Source organism: Brevibacillus brevis NBRC 100599 (assembly GCF_000010165.1).
Taxonomy (GTDB): Bacteria; Bacillota; Bacilli; order Brevibacillales; family Brevibacillaceae; genus Brevibacillus; species Brevibacillus brevis_D.
Window position 1 is genome coordinate 2,931,808 of sequence record NC_012491.1, and the last position, 16,614, is coordinate 2,948,421.

General features: G+C 44.0%; 14 protein-coding genes. 12 read left to right on the forward strand and 2 right to left on the reverse strand.

From position 1 onward, the window contains the following. Window positions 1–46: 46 nt before the first annotated feature. Window positions 47–943 carry an AraC family transcriptional regulator gene (locus tag BBR47_RS14275; RefSeq protein ID WP_015891109.1) on the reverse strand — a complete coding sequence of 299 codons (897 nt, stop codon included), beginning with the start codon at window positions 941–943 and terminating at the stop codon, window positions 47–49. A 134-nt stretch (window positions 944–1,077) separates the two neighbouring features. On the opposite strand from BBR47_RS14275, the gene BBR47_RS14280 reads away from it, so the two are divergent. From BBR47_RS14280 to BBR47_RS14305, 6 genes are all read left to right on the forward strand, one after another. Next, window positions 1,078–2,328, forward strand: a complete 1,251-nt coding sequence (locus BBR47_RS14280) for an ABC transporter substrate-binding protein (RefSeq protein ID WP_015891110.1) — start codon at window positions 1,078–1,080, stop codon at window positions 2,326–2,328. Between the two features lie 20 nt (window positions 2,329–2,348). Continuing rightward, a complete protein-coding gene (locus BBR47_RS14285) occupies window positions 2,349–3,305 on the forward strand; it encodes a carbohydrate ABC transporter permease (RefSeq protein ID WP_015891111.1) in 957 nt (318 codons plus the stop codon). 22 nt (window positions 3,306–3,327) lie between these two features. Beyond that, window positions 3,328–4,155 carry a carbohydrate ABC transporter permease gene (locus BBR47_RS14290; RefSeq protein ID WP_015891112.1) on the forward strand — a complete coding sequence of 276 codons (828 nt, stop codon included), beginning with the start codon at window positions 3,328–3,330 and terminating at the stop codon, window positions 4,153–4,155. Window positions 4,156–4,180: 25 nt separating this feature from the next. Continuing rightward, complete coding sequence (locus BBR47_RS14295) at window positions 4,181–5,941, forward strand: glycoside hydrolase family 36 protein (RefSeq protein ID WP_015891113.1); 1,761 nt, start codon at window positions 4,181–4,183, stop codon at window positions 5,939–5,941. Between the two features lie 125 nt (window positions 5,942–6,066). Further along, entirely contained in the window at window positions 6,067–7,887 is a 1,821-nt protein-coding gene (locus BBR47_RS14300; protein ID WP_015891114.1) for a PAS domain S-box protein, read from the forward strand. Between the two features lie 107 nt (window positions 7,888–7,994). Beyond that, window positions 7,995–8,627 (forward strand): YczE/YyaS/YitT family protein, encoded by a 633-nt coding sequence (locus BBR47_RS14305; RefSeq protein ID WP_041749423.1) that lies wholly within the window; start codon window positions 7,995–7,997, stop codon window positions 8,625–8,627. Window positions 8,628–8,669: 42 nt separating this feature from the next. Here the strand turns inward: BBR47_RS14305 and BBR47_RS14310 are convergent, their stop codons facing one another. Further along, window positions 8,670–9,869 (reverse strand): MFS transporter, encoded by a 1,200-nt coding sequence (locus BBR47_RS14310; RefSeq protein ID WP_015891116.1) that lies wholly within the window; start codon window positions 9,867–9,869, stop codon window positions 8,670–8,672. Between the two features lie 262 nt (window positions 9,870–10,131). On the opposite strand from BBR47_RS14310, the gene BBR47_RS14315 reads away from it, so the two are divergent. From BBR47_RS14315 to cntC, 6 genes are read left to right on the forward strand one after another with little or no spacing between them, the layout of a single operon-like run. Then, window positions 10,132–10,989 carry a hypothetical protein gene (locus BBR47_RS14315; RefSeq protein WP_015891117.1) on the forward strand — a complete coding sequence of 286 codons (858 nt, stop codon included), beginning with the start codon at window positions 10,132–10,134 and terminating at the stop codon, window positions 10,987–10,989. Then, window positions 10,986–11,792, forward strand: coding sequence for a methyltransferase domain-containing protein (locus BBR47_RS14320; protein ID WP_015891118.1), 807 nt, complete (start codon window positions 10,986–10,988; stop codon window positions 11,790–11,792). Before BBR47_RS14315 ends, BBR47_RS14320 begins: the two co-directional genes overlap by 4 nt. An 18-nt stretch (window positions 11,793–11,810) precedes the next feature. Continuing rightward, a complete protein-coding gene (locus BBR47_RS14325) occupies window positions 11,811–13,127 on the forward strand; it encodes an opine metallophore biosynthesis dehydrogenase (protein WP_015891119.1) in 1,317 nt (438 codons plus the stop codon). 24 nt (window positions 13,128–13,151) lie between these two features. Next, the gene (cntA, locus tag BBR47_RS14330; protein WP_015891120.1) at window positions 13,152–14,759 is read left to right on the forward strand and encodes a staphylopine-dependent metal ABC transporter substrate-binding lipoprotein; all 1,608 of its coding nucleotides are present in this window, start codon (window positions 13,152–13,154) and stop codon (window positions 14,757–14,759) included. A gap of 21 nt (window positions 14,760–14,780) precedes the next feature. Then, a complete protein-coding gene (opp1B, locus tag BBR47_RS14335; protein WP_015891121.1) occupies window positions 14,781–15,713 on the forward strand; it encodes a nickel/cobalt ABC transporter permease in 933 nt (310 codons plus the stop codon). Further along, window positions 15,714–16,607: a staphylopine uptake ABC transporter permease subunit CntC gene (gene cntC / locus BBR47_RS14340; RefSeq protein WP_015891122.1), complete on the forward strand. Its 894-nt coding sequence runs from the start codon at window positions 15,714–15,716 to the stop codon at window positions 16,605–16,607. Window positions 16,608–16,614 lie beyond the last annotated feature (7 nt).

Genomic DNA, 16,614 nt, shown 5'->3' on the forward strand with positions numbered 1-16,614 from the left:
CAAATAACAACCCGACAGCTTTTTTGTCGGGTTTCTTCCTGTTCACTTACTCGATCAGAATATGGGTGGTCGGCAAGCTGTTTTTGCATTCTCGAAATTGACCGGGGGATGTCCCAATGAGCTTTTTGAACACTTTGTTGAAATAGTTGGCATTTGCGTATCCGATCGCCAGTGCAATGTCATTGACGGAGAGGTTCGTTTGGGTAAGCAAATCCATTGCTTTTTCAATCCGAAGCTTGGTGATGTATTGAAGGGGAGTCGTATTCAAATATTCGCGAAATAGATTGATGAGGTAGTATCTAGATAATCCTGCCGCGTTTGCGATGTCTCCCAGCGATATGGTTTCCTTGTAATGAGCTTGGATAAAACAAACGGCTTCCGAAATCCGATCCGGTACCTGCTTGCTAGGATTATCTATATTTTTCATAAATCGATAACACTCCATGACGAACTCATATGCTTTTGCTGAAGAACAGTAAAGATCAGTCACGCGTTTTTCACAAACTTCCTGGTAAATCTTGAGCAAAAGCTGGACGAGCTTCGCTTCTGGTGGAATCGATAAGACAGGCCCCCCGTTCGCTTGTATGTACTCCCAGCATTCAGTAGCTTGGCTGCCAACAAGCGTGATGTAAACAAATTCCCAGTGATCACTTTCTCCGGAAAAATAATATCGATGACAGCTAGGTACTTCCACCAGAAAGGTTTTTCCTGCCCGTAATGGGTATGACTTTTCCCCGATATCCAGTCGTCCGCTCCCGGAGATGGTGTATTGGAAGACATATGTCCCGACATCGCTTCGATTTAAGCCATCCCAATCGTAATTGGCGGAAGTTTGCCTTTGCCATCCAATGGACCAAATATTGGCTGTTTCATTTCGAGAATCATCCTGAAAACGAAAGCCGTAGCTTCCATAGTTGTTTTTCTTACTGATCAAATACAGCAATATATTACCCTCCGATCACACTTTATTACGATTGATAGCCGTTTAAGCGGGATTTAAGATTAAAGTAACATATTTTATCAGAAAATTCACTACATATTAAACGCAACAATTTTTTATCCCGAGGAGGAGACTACATGAAGAAATTCGTATCGACCATCGTTTGCGTTCTATTACTTTCCTCAATTTTTGTATCCGCTTGCAGCAATGAAATGGCTTCACCCTCGTCGAATCAGGTTACGCTTCGATTCGCTACCTGGGACACTGGGGAGAGCTTGAAGTATGAACAAGAAATTGCGAAGCTGTTTGAACAGAAAAACCCCCATGTCAAAGTCCAAGTGGAATCCTATGCGGAAGGATATGACGATAAAATTGCCGCCTCCTTTGGTACGAAAAACCCGCCGGATGTGATGTATATGTGGAATTATCCTACCTATTATCAGTCTCTTTTGCCCATGGATGATTTACTCGCAAAGGATACGGCTGCCAAGTCCATCACGGAGGACTTCTATGAAAACATCTTTAACTACCACAAGTTTGAAGGGAGCTCGTACGGATTACCCGTTGGCTTTGTAACCCGTGTCATTTACTACAATAAAAAACTTTTCGATGAAGCAGGCCTTCCTTATCCAACAGAAGGGTGGACATGGGATGATTTTCGTTCGGCAGCTAAACAGCTGTCCAATCCAGCTAAAAAGCAATACGGGTTTGTCTTGAAGCAAAAAGACAATTCTTATGCCTTCCAAGAGTTCGTCTGGAGCAATGGTGGAAATTTCATCAGTCCGGATGGGAAGAAACTGGAAGGGTTCATGAACAGCCAAGAAACAAAAGAAGCGATCTCTCTATTTAGCGATCTGATTAAAGACGGAAGTGCCATCGTAGTGGAGAGCGATAGATACACAGAGAGCTTTAAGTCAGGCAAAATCGCTATGATCGAAAACGGCATTTGGCCATTGGAGGGATTTAAGGAAGCGGGACTCGATTTTGGTACGGTGGAATTACCCGCCTTTCCTGGAAAGCCGGTAAAAGGCGTGATTCATTCGGCGGGAGTATCCATAGCAAAGGATACCAAGCAACTTGAGCTCGCGTGGGAGTTCGTCAAATTTTTTGTCTCTACAGAGGGAGCCAAAATACGGAAGGGCGACATGCCAGCGCTAAAAAGTGTCGCCAAGGAAACAAAAGTCGCAGAAGACCCATTGCGCAAACCCTTTTATTCCATGTTAGAGAAAGGCGATGAGGTACCGGCTTTCCTTCTCCATGCAAAATGGAACGAAATCGATAAAAATCTGGATTATGCCATTTCATCTGTTTTACTCGGAAAAGACCAGGCAGACCACGCCTTGGATAAAGCGGTGAAAATTTCGAATCAGTTCGTTGAAACGAAGTAACAAAGGGGCGATCCTGCAAGATGATTTCGACCAATATTCAGACGAGAGAGAAGAGGGAACGAATCGAGAAAATGGCTGTTTCACAAAAAAAAAGGCGTGGGAATCTCACACCCTACCTGTTTATCTCCCCATGGATCATTGGATTTGTAGCCTTTACACTGGGACCTCTTTTGTTTTCGTTCGCCATCAGTTTCTTTGACTATCCAATAGTCGGTACTCCCCAGTTTATTGGTTTTGACAATTACGTGCAGATGTTTACGAATGATCCGATTTTTTGGGAGTCCTTAGGGGTTACCTTCAAGTTTGCTGCGATTCTGGTTCCGTTAAATATTTTGATATCGTTGCTGTTGGCCCTTCTATTACATCAGAATGTCGGAGGATCCTCCTGGTATCGAACGATCTTTTATCTTCCGACAGTTATTGCAGGAGTTTCGCTGTCGCTTATCTGGGCCTGGGTCTATGACGGAGAATACGGCCTTCTGAATTATATTCTGTCATGGCTCGGCATTGAAGGTCCGCGTTGGTTAAGCGATCCGGAGTGGTCACTCTTTGCCATTGTTTTTGCGGGATTATGGGGGCAAGGTGTCATGATGCTGGTTTTTCTATCTGGACTGAAAAACATCCCCAAAGAATTGTATGAAGCAGCAGAGATAGACGGTGCTGGCGTCTTTTCCAAATTCTTCTCCATCACTCTGCCCATGCTCAGCCCAACTATGTTGTTTAATCTAATCACAGCGGTCATCAGTGCATTTCAGCAACTTACGTTTGCTTTGGTCATCACCAAAGGCGGGCCGTTGCGGTCGACTTATTTTTACGCCATGTACGTCTATGAGAACGCATTCCGTTATTTTAAGATGGGGTACTCAGCGGCAAATGCCTGGTTTATGTTCCTGATCATTTTGTCACTGACTTTTGTATTGTTCAAAACATCGAAAACCTGGGTGTATAACGAAAATGAAAGGAAAGGGAAGAAATAAACCGAACGTAGGGGGAGGTACGATGATTCAACCCAATCGTATTTATAAATGGATGATTCACTCCGTACTATTTTTTTTCAGCTTTTTATTTCTTACTCCATTTATCTGGATGTTTTTGACGGCTGTCAAGTCACCTCAAGAAGCGTTTGTTTATCCACCCGTATGGTTCCCTTCCGAATTTCATTTCAGCAATTTTCTGGAGGCGTGGAACAAGCTGCCGTTTACGACTTTTTTGCTCAATTCCGTGATCGTGACAGGGCTAGGCGTGATCGGACAATTACTCGCTTCATCACTTGTTGCTTATGGGTTTGCCAGATTTGACTTCAAGGGGAGAGATACGTTATTCATGATTCTTTTGGCATCTATGATGATCCCCTGGGATGTGACAGCCATTCCTCAGTACATTGAATTTAATGCGCTCGGTTGGATTGATACATTGCTGCCTTTGATTGTCCCGACGTGGTTTGGAAGTCCTTTTTTTATCTTTTTATTCAGGCAATACCTGTTGACAATCCCAAAAGAACTGGAAGATGCCGCACGAATAGATGGCGCCAACTCCCTGCAAATCTACTTGAAGATCATACTTCCGTTGATGTCTCCAGTGCTTGTAGTGGGAGGCGTGTATCAGATGATCAATTCCTGGAATGATTACCTCGGCCCATTGATCTTCTTGAACGATCAAAGCAAATATACGTTGACGCTCGGCCTGATGCAGTTTAAAGGGATGTTCGATGTGGATGTCATATCCGTCATGGCAACGACTCTCTTGATCTGCGTTCCTCCCATCTTTGTGTTTTTCCTAGCTCAACGATACATCATGGACGGAGCATCTACTACCGGATTCAAGTAAATCAATCATAAAAAGGAGGAGGAAGATGGTTCATCATATAGAGGCATATCATGACTCTGTGCTTCGGGTCAAATTGCAAAACGAATGTACTGACGGTGACATCTCCTATGTACATGTCGTAATCGAATCAGATGAGGAAATTTCGTTTCCGCAGGTTCAACTCGCATGGCATTACCCCGCGGTCAATATACAAGCATACTGGCATCCTGGCAGTTTTCGCAACAAAAGTCTCGGAGTCGATTGGAGTAAAGGCTTTTCCTCCAAAGGTACGGTTGTTGCGCCTGTTGGTTGCTTTCTCAGTTCAGATGGACGTAATCGCCTCGCTATTGCTTATTCCAATGCAATCGAGACTGTCAACTTTCACATGGGCATCCGTGAAGAGGACGGAACGATTCGCTGTCAAATCACGCTTTTTTCAGAGCCTTCCAAACCGATGAAAAGGTATGAGGGAACCATTCGTATTGATCAAAGAGACATTCCTTTTGAACAAGCGATTCAGGCCATATCCTATTGGTACGAGAGCATGGATGCCTATCGGCCATGTATGATACCCAAAGCGGCAACATTCCCGATGTATTCTACATGGTATTCTTTTCATCAAGAGCTCGTAGATAAAGAGATCGAACAACAGTGCAGAATGGCAAAAGAGATCGGATGCGACACCGTAATCGTGGATGACGGATGGCAAACAACCGATAACCAAAGAGGATATGCCTATTGCGGGGATTGGGAGGTCGCACATCAAAAGATCGGCAACATGAAAGCACATGTGCAAAAAGTTCAGGCTATGGGAATGAAATACATCTTGTGGTATAGCATGCCTTTTATCGGTTTGCATTCGAAAGCGTGGGATACCTATAAAGATAAGCTGCTGGGTTATCGAGAGCATCTGCAAGCAGGTGTTTTGGACCCAAGATATCCGGAAGTCCGGGAATACTTGATTTCCACTTATGAAACTGCTCTGAATGAATGGGGCGTCGATGGCTTCAAGCTGGATTTTATAGATGAGTTTGATTTGAACAAAGCGAATGACAAAGCCCTCGAAAAAGATGGGAGAAGAGATTTTGACTCCGTTCAGGAAGCGGTTGAATGCTTGCTTGAAGGAATCTTCGCGCGGTTACACGCCAGGAAAGCTGATGTCATGATTGAATTTCGTCAAAAGTATATCGGTCCCTTTATGAGAAGGTTTGGAAACATATTTCGGGTTGCCGATTGTCCGAATGATGCCGTTACCAATCGGGTGGGGACGATCGATTTGCGGTTGTTCTCCGGTAACACAGCTGTTCACTCAGATATGTTGATGTGGAGCCCGGAAGATACGGTTGAAAATGCGGCCCTACAGCTCATTAATGTTTTGTTTGCGGTTCCACAGTTATCGATGCGCTTCGAGAAATTACCGCCGGAGCATATCGAAATGACAAAGTTCTGGTTGAAGTTTTGGAGAGAAAACAGAGACGTGCTTTTATTTGGAGAGTTACGTGCAGAAGCTCCCGAGTTACTTTATCCGAATGTTCAAGCGCGAAATTCATCGAAAGTAGTCATGGCAGTCTTTGGTAGCCCATACGTGAAAGTGGTTGAGCCAGGCAATAAAAAGCTATTCATTATGAACGGGACACTACACCAAGAGCTGGTTTTGGATGTAGACAGAGAGTTACCTAACAGAGTAGTAGAGATTTATGATTGTTGCGGAAACCTGGTGTCTATGGCTCCGTTGGCAGTTCAGAAGGTGCCACATCGTCTGAAGGTAAAACCGTCGGGATTAGCGATTCTTACATGTTTGAAATGATCGATGCCGCGCCTATTCAAGGGGCGGTATTTTTTTAGTGGGATAGATATTTTCTCAAGGATATTTTCAACGGGTATAGAATAATAACATTATTCACAATCTTCGTTTAAGGAAGGTATAAACCTATGGATAAAGAAGCTCAGCGAGTCGACCTTAGACAAGAACAGTTCAACATGAAAGAGCTGCTTCAGTCACTGGTTGAAACGACTACGGATGCGATTTCAATTAGGGACATGCAGGGTCATATACTTTTTGTGAATAGTGCCTTTGAAAAAATCTACGGTTGGACATATCAAGACCTCCTGAATGACCCGTACTGCCTCGTGCCTGAAGAACTCATTGACGAGACAAAGGAAATTTTCCACGAGGTTAAATTTGAAGGAAAAAATATTACGGGCTATGAGACCGTGCGTCAACGAAAAAATGGTGAGATCGTTCACGTTGGTCTAACCGCTTCCCCTATAAGAGATACAGAAGGTACGATCGTAGGCACTTCCGTTATCGCCAGAGATATTACGGACCGCAAAATGGCGGAAGAAGCACTCGTGAATAGCGAGGCAAAGTACCGCATCCTTGTAGAAAATACGAGTGATGTTATTTGCCAACATGATGTACACATGAATAATCTTTTTGTATCTCCTTCTATCAAACACCACTTGGGATACACTCAGGATGAATATCTTCAAACGAATAGTTTTGATCTCATTCACCCTGATGATGTAAAAACCGTGAAAGATCTGCGTTCCTTAATCTCTATGCATCCCCAAAATGTTCAAATGGAGATTCGATTACGTCATAAAAATGGATCGTGGGTGTATTGGGAGTCACGCTGTGTTCCGATTATGTCTGAGAACAAAGAGATTGATAGCTTTCTATTCGTTTCACGCAATATCACCGAGCGAAAACACTCCGAAGAAGCCTTGCGCAAGAGCGAGGAACAGTATCGATTCATTGCCGAACACACGGCAGACTTCATTTCCGTCATGGATAAATACGGTCACGTATTGTATAGTTCACCTTCCCATCTGAAGAAATTAGGTACGAGCCAAATTATTTTTGAAAACATACATCCAGAAGATGCAGCACTCGTCTGTGAGCGATTTTCCACGATGATTGAGTTCGATATTCCGGTGACATGTGAGTATCGATACAAACTGGAAAACGAGAAATGGATCTACCTTGAATCAAGAGGGATGCCGTTTTTTAGCTCAGATGGTGGAAATCAATATTTCATCAACATTACACGTGACCTAACAGAGAGAAAGCAAAACGAAGAACTTCTCCGCAGAACAGAGAAGTTGTCCGTAATCGGTGAATTGGCCGCAAGTATTGCGCACGAAATAAGAAATCCGCTTACGGCATTGAAAGGCTTTATCCAATATTTGCGGCCAACACTATCGGGGGGAGCCACTTATACAGACATTATGTTGTCCGAGTTAGATCGAATCAACTTTATCGTGAGTGAGCTACTTGTGTTGGCCAAGCCGCAAACGCTGAATGTGAAGCGGATTCTTTTACACCCTCTTATTGAAAGCGTGGTAAAGTTTCTGGAATCAGAAGCAAATCGAAACAACACTTCGATCAACACAATATTCAGCGATATTCCCATAGCGATTAAAGGAGAAGAAAATCAAGTAAAACAAGTCTTTATCAATCTATTGAAGAATTCCCTGGATGCGATCACGTCAAATGGCACAATTAGCATAGAAACCACATGTCTACCGAATAACCAAGTGCGGATTCGCTTTACCGACAATGGATGTGGCATTTCCCAAGAGCTGCTGCCCAGACTCGGTGAACCTTTTTATACTACGAAAGAGAAAGGAACAGGCTTAGGTTTACTTGTCAGCAATAAAATAATGAAAGATCATCAAGGAACCATCAACATCTCAAGTGAGGTCAACAAGGGTACCACCGTGGAAATCATGTTTCCCATTTCGAAATAGGAAGGTGATCCAAATGAATTCGCAAATCGCTATCAAAAAGGTAGCTTACTCCAAATCCCCACCTACGTGTGCTGAGAAAGCTAGAATCATTAGAGGGGGAGAAAATCATGTGGAGGAAGTTTCTGCTTCATCCGCTTGCAGTTCGATACAGTGTGTTTATGATCGGACTGGCGGTTATGGCGTTTGGTATTGGCATGATGATTGAGGCGCATTTAGGTGTTGCGCCGTGGGATACACTGCATATCGGATTACAGAAGACATTTGGATTGACCATCGGCATATGGTCGCAGATTGTGGGAGCCATGATCATTCTCGCTTCCTACATCATTGGCAAGATCCGGCCGAACGTGGGTATGTTTTTAAACATGTTTTTCTTCGGGCTGTTTATTGACGTATTCATGTGGCTGAACTGGATTCCTACAGGTGAGACCGTTCTCGAACGAGTTATTTTGTTTGCTGTCGGTCTGCTCATTTATACGATCGGAACAGGTATGTATATTTCACCGCGATTGGGAGCCGGTCCACGTGACAGTTTTATGTTAGCTTTACATGAGCGAATGGGATGGGGAATCGGTAAAGTCAGGATCGGTATAGAGTGCACAGTCATGGTGTTGGGCTTGCTGCTTGGCGGGCCTGTTTCGGTAGGAACTTTTGTGACGGCCCTTGCCATTGGACCGCTTATCAAGCAATTTATTCCGATGTGGGAGCGAATTTTGGCAAAATCGTACGGAGCGGCTTAGACCAGAGAAAAAGAAAAAGGGTGCTCATATTGAGTACCCTTTTCAACTTTGTTGCAGCTTGCGTTCAGCCATATAGGATGCGATTCCCAAAATCAGACCCAGTGCTACGAGCACGGCACCCACCCATGGCAGGGAGGTTATATCTAGATGTGTAATAACCCATCCGCCAATGAAGGCACCCGCAGCATTTCCTAGATTTCCGGCAGAATGACTGGAAGTAGAAGCAAGCGCTGGTGCATTCTGAGCGAGGTTCATCACGCGTACTTGCAGCCCTGGAAATACAGCGAAAGAAGCAGCCCCCCAAAGAAATATGGTCAATACGGCAGCGATTGGACTGTACATAGTAAACGTAAACAGCGTCAAAATGATGCATATCGTGAAGTAAAGTCCGAGAATGGAAGGCATCAGCTTCCAATCCGCAAGCTTTCCGCCCACAATATTACCGATGGTCACACCACAGCCGAAGAGGACAAGAATCCACGTTACATGATACTCAGCAAAACCGGTAATTTGCGTCAGCAGTGGCGTAATATACGTAAATACGGTGAATAGACCAGCGTTGCCTAGCGCTCCGATCAACAGGTATAGAAGAAGCTTGGGCTTGAGTAGAGCAGTAATTTGCCCAGTGATACTCCCGGTGTTTTCTTGCCGCATGTTTGGGACGAAAACGAGTATTCCGACAAGTGCTATCATTCCCATGATCGCAATCGTACCAAATGAAGCTCGCCATCCCATGTGTTGACCGATGAAAGTCCCCAGAGGCACACCAATAATATTAGCAATCGTCAGACCTGCCATCATAATGGAAACGGCAGCAGCACGTTTGTCAGGACTTACAAGACTGGAGGCTACAACAGCTCCCACCCCAAAGAATGTCCCGTGCGTCAAAGCGGTAATCAAGCGTGCTCCCATCAATATATCGTAGTTGGGAGCAAAAACAGAGATTCCGTTCCCGAGAATAAATAGAATCATAAGGAGACAGAGTAGCTTCTTTTGGGGAATCCGGTGGGTGAGGACTGTCAGTATCGGTGCACCGACAGCTACTCCTAGCGCATACATGGTAATGAGTTGTCCCGCAGATGAGATACTAACATGCAAATCCTCTGCAACATTCGGTAGTAGACCCATGATGACGAATTCCGTCATCCCAATGGCAAAGGAACCCACGGTAAGAGAGAGCAAAGAGATCGAAGACTTTTCCTTGTTGACCTGTTTCTTGGTAGTAGTTTGAGATAACGCCATGAAGTCAATACAACCTTTCTGTACGATAAAATCCGTTTGTGGTGCGGGTAAAGATTACCTGTTCCACTTTGTTAAGTCAAGGTATTCTTCTTGTATAGATGTAAAAATCCTACCGTTGACAGACACCCAAATTGTGGTTATGATTTACTCGATAATAATCGTAATCATTACGGTTTATTTTTTAAGCCTTAAATCGTAATGATTACGTTTAATCTAGGGTCATTCGCTTTTCATTAAAAATATGGTAAGAGGGTAGGTTGAGATGAAACGGGAAATCGATTTTATAAAGTTTAATCCCACACAAAATATGACCATTCTTGTGAAAAACAATCATCCAGCTGAAGAGTATACGCACATCGCCTCAAAAATGATGTCCTATGCTAGTGTCCATGCTGAACAAGTGGGTTTTATCGAAAAACCGAATAATTATGGAGCAGCAGCACATCTGCAAATGGCTGGGGGTGAGTTTTGCGGCAACGCATGTATGGCATTAGCGTTGCTTATCGCGCATGAAAATGGTCTACAGCATAATGATTTCACCGAAATTGTTTTGGAAGCTTCGGGAACAGATCATTTTGTTGTTTGTCAAGTGAAAAGAATTAAAGACGAATATTACTGCCAAGTTTCGATGCCTCTTCCCAAAAAGATCGAGCAGCAGTCAATCAACTATGATGGCGACGAAATAAACCTGGTGATTGTGAGGTATCAAGATTTCTTTCACATCGTGATTGAAGTAGAACAGTTCAGTGAGGCGGTAAGAAAACGTGCGCAATCTTTAGCCAAGCTGCTTGGAGTAACTGTAGGGGTGAGTTTAATCGGGGTGCTATTGTATCAGCCAGCTTCGAATGAATTGGCTCCCCTTATCTTTGTTCCGTCTTTAGATAGCATGATCTGGGAAAGCGGCTGTGGGTCAGGTACTGCTTCACTTGGGGCCTATCTGGCTTGGAAAAAGCAAAGCGATATCTCTGCTCACATCAGGCAACCGGGAGGCACGATTCATGTAACGGCCGATTGGCAAAAAGAAGAAGTAACAAGTCTCAAAATTGAGGGGGCAGTCGGAATCGTGGCACAAGGCAAAGCATTCATCGAGATTCAAGATAGCAAGGGGAGAACGGAATGAATAGACACGAACAATTGCATCAACAGTTGACTGCATTTCTAGAAAGGTTCACCCATTTAGCAGGTCGATATGACGGTACCATCCATCACAGCTCGGAGTTAGAGAAGATCATCGATGAGTATTCTACTTTCATAACGGATGAAAGAAACAAGGAAGCCTGGGAGCAGATAGAACAGCCAATCGGAAACCAATTGAACCAGCTTGTGGAGAATGTAAGGAAATCGTCGGCGATTTGCGTTGCGATTATGGAGAAATATCGTGCGTTGAAGCTGCTAAAAGGGATTGACGATAAGACCGACTACTTTCAAAACATAGAATCTTGTATTGAAGAAGAATTTGGGAGTTTTCAAGTTACTGTTGATTCAAAGGTGTTGATGGTAGGCTCAGGTTCCTTTCCCATGACCCCATTATTGATTGCGAAGCGGACGGGAGCAGAAGTAGTTGGTATCGACATTGATGAGGAGGCCATCGAACTAGGTCGGAGTGTTGTAGAAAGGCTGGGAAGTGGATTGTCTATCCGCTTGGAGAAAGAGTTTGTGGATCGACTTGATGTGACGAAGGATGCAACCCATATCATCTTTAGTTCAACGGTTGCAAATAAGTATGATCTGCTGGAACAATTACATCCATTGACAAATGACCAAGTGATCGTGGCGATGCGATACGGCAATCAAATGAAATCCCTTTTTAACTACCCCATGAGAGAGGTAGATGAGCGGAAATGGAGACTGATTGAAAGCATCTTGCGTCCCGACCATGTATTTGATATCGCGCTGTACAAAAAAGCATCGGCTGCATGCTGATCTTAAAAGGAGGTTTCTATGGGTGATATGAATCGAATTTTGCTATTGGGAACAGGTCCTGCTTCCATTCAAATGGCTGTCATGTTTAAAAAACATTGGAAGTGTTGCGTCGGGGTCGTTGGGCGTGAGTCTGTTCGTTCCACATCATTCTTTACTGCACTTCAGCAAAGCAGTCAGCAAATTCGCGCAGATATTCAAAATGAAAAGCATCAAAAGATGGAAGGCGAATGCCAAATCGATCATGTATTCCATGGATACGGGAGCGTTACAGGGGAATGGGATACCGTCATATTATCTGTCACAACAGATGCATATACAGAGGTTTTACAACAAATAAATGATCAGGTTTTACAACAAATAAAGTGCATGATTTTGGTTTCCCCGACCCTTGGTTCCAACAGTTTACTACGCCATTATTTAAACAGGATTGGTTCGAATGCGGAGATTATCAGTTTTTCTACATACCTTGGCGATACACGCTGGTTCCATGATCAGCCATCAAATCGAGTGATTACGACAGGGGTTAAGAAAAAGCTTTACATCGGCTCGACGCGCGCACCCTCCCCGAGTATAAAAAGACTTTGTGAGTTATTTAAGCAAGTAGGTATTCATTTGGAAGTCATGGATTCTCCGATCGAAGCGGAAACGCGAAACATATCACTATACGTGCATCCGCCACTGTTTATGAATGCTTTCTCCCTTCGTGTGATATTTGGAGAGGAACCAATCAAAAAGTACGTATACAAAATGTTTCCGGAGGGCCCCATCACGCAATATCTCATACGCGATATGCTGGCTCAATGGAAAGAGATTACCAAAGTGGTGGAAAAGCTCAATATAAAAGGGCTCAATTTACTAAAGTTCATGACGGATGACAATTATCCGGTGAGGCTGGAAAGTCTATCACGTGATGATATCGAAAACTTCGTTCATTATGAAACGATTCATCAAGAGTATTTATTGTTCATTCGATATACCTCACTGTTGATTGATCCTTTTTCGGAGCCAGATTCAGATGGAAGATACTTCGATTTTTCTGCTGTCCCCATCCGGAAAATATTTATCAATAGAGAAGGGTATTGGGATATCCCGCGCATGCCAAAGGAAGATTACTATCGGATAAAAATAATTCAGGGCATTGCAAGATACATAGATAGCAGTTGCCCGACGATCGATACATTCATTGAAACGTACGAGAGTAAAATTTCGGAAGCTGCGCAAACACGTAAGGGTGAACAGTTATCGGATGCGTTCGTTGTGCAAAGCTTTGCGGAAGATTTGAAAATGATATGTAGTGAGATTGAAAAGGGTATCGGATCAAAGAAGTCACACTAACACGTATTTTTTGGAGGAAATGGTATGACAAGAAGAATGGGATCTTTATTAAGGACGTTCATGGTCTCCGTCGTTCTGCTGGTTGGCTGCAGTCACGGTGATACGGAAAAAACGGAGTTAACCAATAAAGGGAAAGAAATTGTGTATGCCACTTCGAAAGATATTAACGATATGAACCCGCATTTTTATTCCGGCTCCATGCCAGCTCAAGGGATGGTGTACGAATCGTTGGTGGAAAATACAGAAGATGGGATCAAACCTTTGTTGGCTGAATCTTGGGAAGTTTCCGAAGACGGAAAGGTGTACACGTTTCATTTGAGAAAAAACGTGACGTTTCATGATGGAGAGCTGTTTAATGCGGAAGCAGTGAAAAGGAATATCGAAGCGGTGCAAAGCAATGCAAGCAAGCATTCCTGGATCAAGTTATCAACAAAGATCGTGGCCTGCAATGTACTCGATGAGTATACGGTTGAACTGGTCTTATCCGAACCGTACTACCCGACGCTGGTCGAATTGTCGATGACAAGACCTTATGTATTCATCTCGCCAAAAAATTTTGTGAACGGGGGAACCAAAGAAGGTGTTAGTGGTTATAACGGAACTGGTCCCTATAAGCTCACTGAGCATAAAGTCGATCAGTATGCCGTATTTGAAGCGAATGAAAATTATTGGGGTGGCGCGCCTAAAGTGAAGAAAATCACGGCCAAAGTACTTCCCGCAGGAGAAACTACTTTCTTGGCATTGCAAAAGGGAGAAGTCAACTTTGTATTTACGGATGATCGAGGGGCTAATAGTCTCGATGTGGCAGCCATGAATCAATTTGTTGAATCAGGTGAACACCAAACCATTCGCAGTCAACCAATGAACACAGGCATAATTGTCGCCAATAGCAGCAAAACAGAGAGCCCTGTATATGAAAAGGCTGTACGCGAAGCGTTTTGGCATGCGATTGACAGAGAGACCATCAGCAAACAAATATTTGAAGGCACTGAACAACCAGCTGATACCCTTTTCTCTTCGAATGTTCATTACGCTAACGTGAAATTAGAGAAGCGGGGATACGATTTGGAAAAAGCGAAGAAGATTTTGGAGGAGGCGGGCTGGGGTATCGGGAATACGGGCGAATTCAGATCGAAAAACGGAAAGCCATTAGCCATGAAGCTTTATTATGATGTAAATTCGTCCACGCAAAAAATGCAGGCTGAATTGATTCAATATACGGTAAAAAGGATTGGGGTCCAACTGGAGATGATTGGCGAGGAGTCTTCTTCGATTGCGAACAGAAGATCTACAGGTGACTATGACCTGCTTTTTAATCAAACGTGGGGACTCGCATATGATCCGCAGAGCACAATCGCTGCTTTTACTTCCAAGTCTTCCTATTACCATACGACAAGAGGCCTCGCGCAAGCTGATGAGCTCTATAAAAAAATAGAAGAAGTCATGGTGTCGACGAATGAGGAACATAGAAAATCGCTATATGCTGATATTTTGACCATTGTCCATGAGGAAGCCGTATTTATTCCGATTACGAATGGAAGAGTCACGATCCTGGCTCCCAAAAACCTGCAGGGTATCTCGTTTAAGCAAACGCAATTCGAGCTTCCATTTGAGCGGATGTACTTTGAATAAATACGGAAAAAGGAGCGTGCTATGGGTAGCTATATCATCAAAAGGTTCATGCTATCGATTCCTTTGGTCCTGATCGTATCGTTTGTAACGTTTTCTTTCATTCATCTATCTCCTATGGATCCTGCCGAAGTGGTGCTGCATTCGCAAGACATTCCCACAATAACGGATGAGTTACTTGTTCAAACCAGAGCGAACCTTGGGATGGACCAACCCTTTTTGACCCGGTACCTAAACTGGGTCGCTTCATGCTTGCAGCTTGATCTTGGAGATTCATACATAACGGGAAAACCCGTGTGGTCTATGCTAGGACCAGCCTTTTTCCATACAGTAAAGCTGACGTTGGTTTCGACATTTGCCATAGTTTCGCTGTCCATCGTTTTGGGAGTGGCATGCGCATTGAACGCAGGCAAATGGGTGGACAGATCAGTCAGAGGCGTTTCATTTTTCCTGACATCGATGCCGTCCTATTGGCTCGCCGCTCTGCTGATCTGGTATTTTTCCGTCAAGTTGGATTTGCTTCCGACAAGCGGAATGGAGTCGTACAAAAGCTATGTATTGCCCGTTGTTGTGATTACAATCAGCTATGCTGGCATCTATTTTCGAATCATCAGAAGTTCCATGTTAAGCAACATGAATGAAGACTATGTTCTCTATGCAAGGGCATGCGGCTTACCGGAGAAAAAGATCACGATGCACATTCTCAGAAATTCATTGCAGGTGGCCATTTCCGTATTTTGCATGGCAATTCCCATTATTTTGGGAAGCACAGTCGTCGTGGAAAACATCTTTGCTTGGCCGGGACTCGGTACGCTAAGCGTCAAATCCATTTTAAGCAGGGATTTTCCGATCATTCAAGCCTATGTCCTAGTGTTGGCAGTCGCTTTTATTCTGTTCAACACCGTTTCCGACATCATCAATGCGGCATTGAAACCCAAAATAAGGGATGGTCTCTAGATGAATCGATTCCAACATGTGTGGAAAGACAAGGTTGCTGTCCTATCCTTATCCATTATCTCGCTTACAACTATGGCTGGAATATTTGCACCTTTCGTTGCACCGCATGATCCCGCAGAAGTACATATGGAGCTTCGATTTGCATCCGCATCATGGGAGTATCTCTTGGGCAACGACCACTTAGGGCGATGCGTTTTATCCAGACTCATTTACGCTATTCGTCCCAGCATGCTATGGGTCTTCGCTGCGCTGCTCCTTTCTGTATTGACTGGGTCAATTGTAGGGGTTCTTGCGGGTTACTTTCGTGGAAAAACCGATGCCTTCTTAATGCGTGTTTGCGATGTGATCCTTTCTTTTCCGGGATATGTCATGACCCTGGCGATTATCGGCATTTTGGGAGTAGGTTTTGAAAATGTAATCATCGCCTTTGTATTGATGAAATGGGCGTGGTTTGCTCGAATCATCAGAGCGTCAGTCATGCAATATGCGGAATCCGACTATGTAAAATTCTCAAAGGCAATCGGCGCAAGCAATTTGGGAATCATGATCAGGCACATTATTCCGGTTGCATTGCCCGACATTGCTGTCATTTCAAGCAGCTCCTTCGGTTCGATGATTTTGCAAATATCAGGATTCTCTTTCCTAGGTTTAGGCATTCAAGCACCGGAAGCAGAGTGGGGCATGATGTTGAATGAAGCGAGAGAGGTCATGTTTTCCCGCCCGGAATTCATGCTAGCTCCCGGTTTGACCATCGTGATCGTCGTATCGGCCATTAACTATTTGTCTGATACGCTTCAAGTGGCTTTAGATCCCAAATTGATGACTTCTACATATAAGCAGCAAGGGTTAGTAAGAGCCTCTGCCGTGAAGCTCGAAGGAAAAGGGGTGGCATAACCGGAAG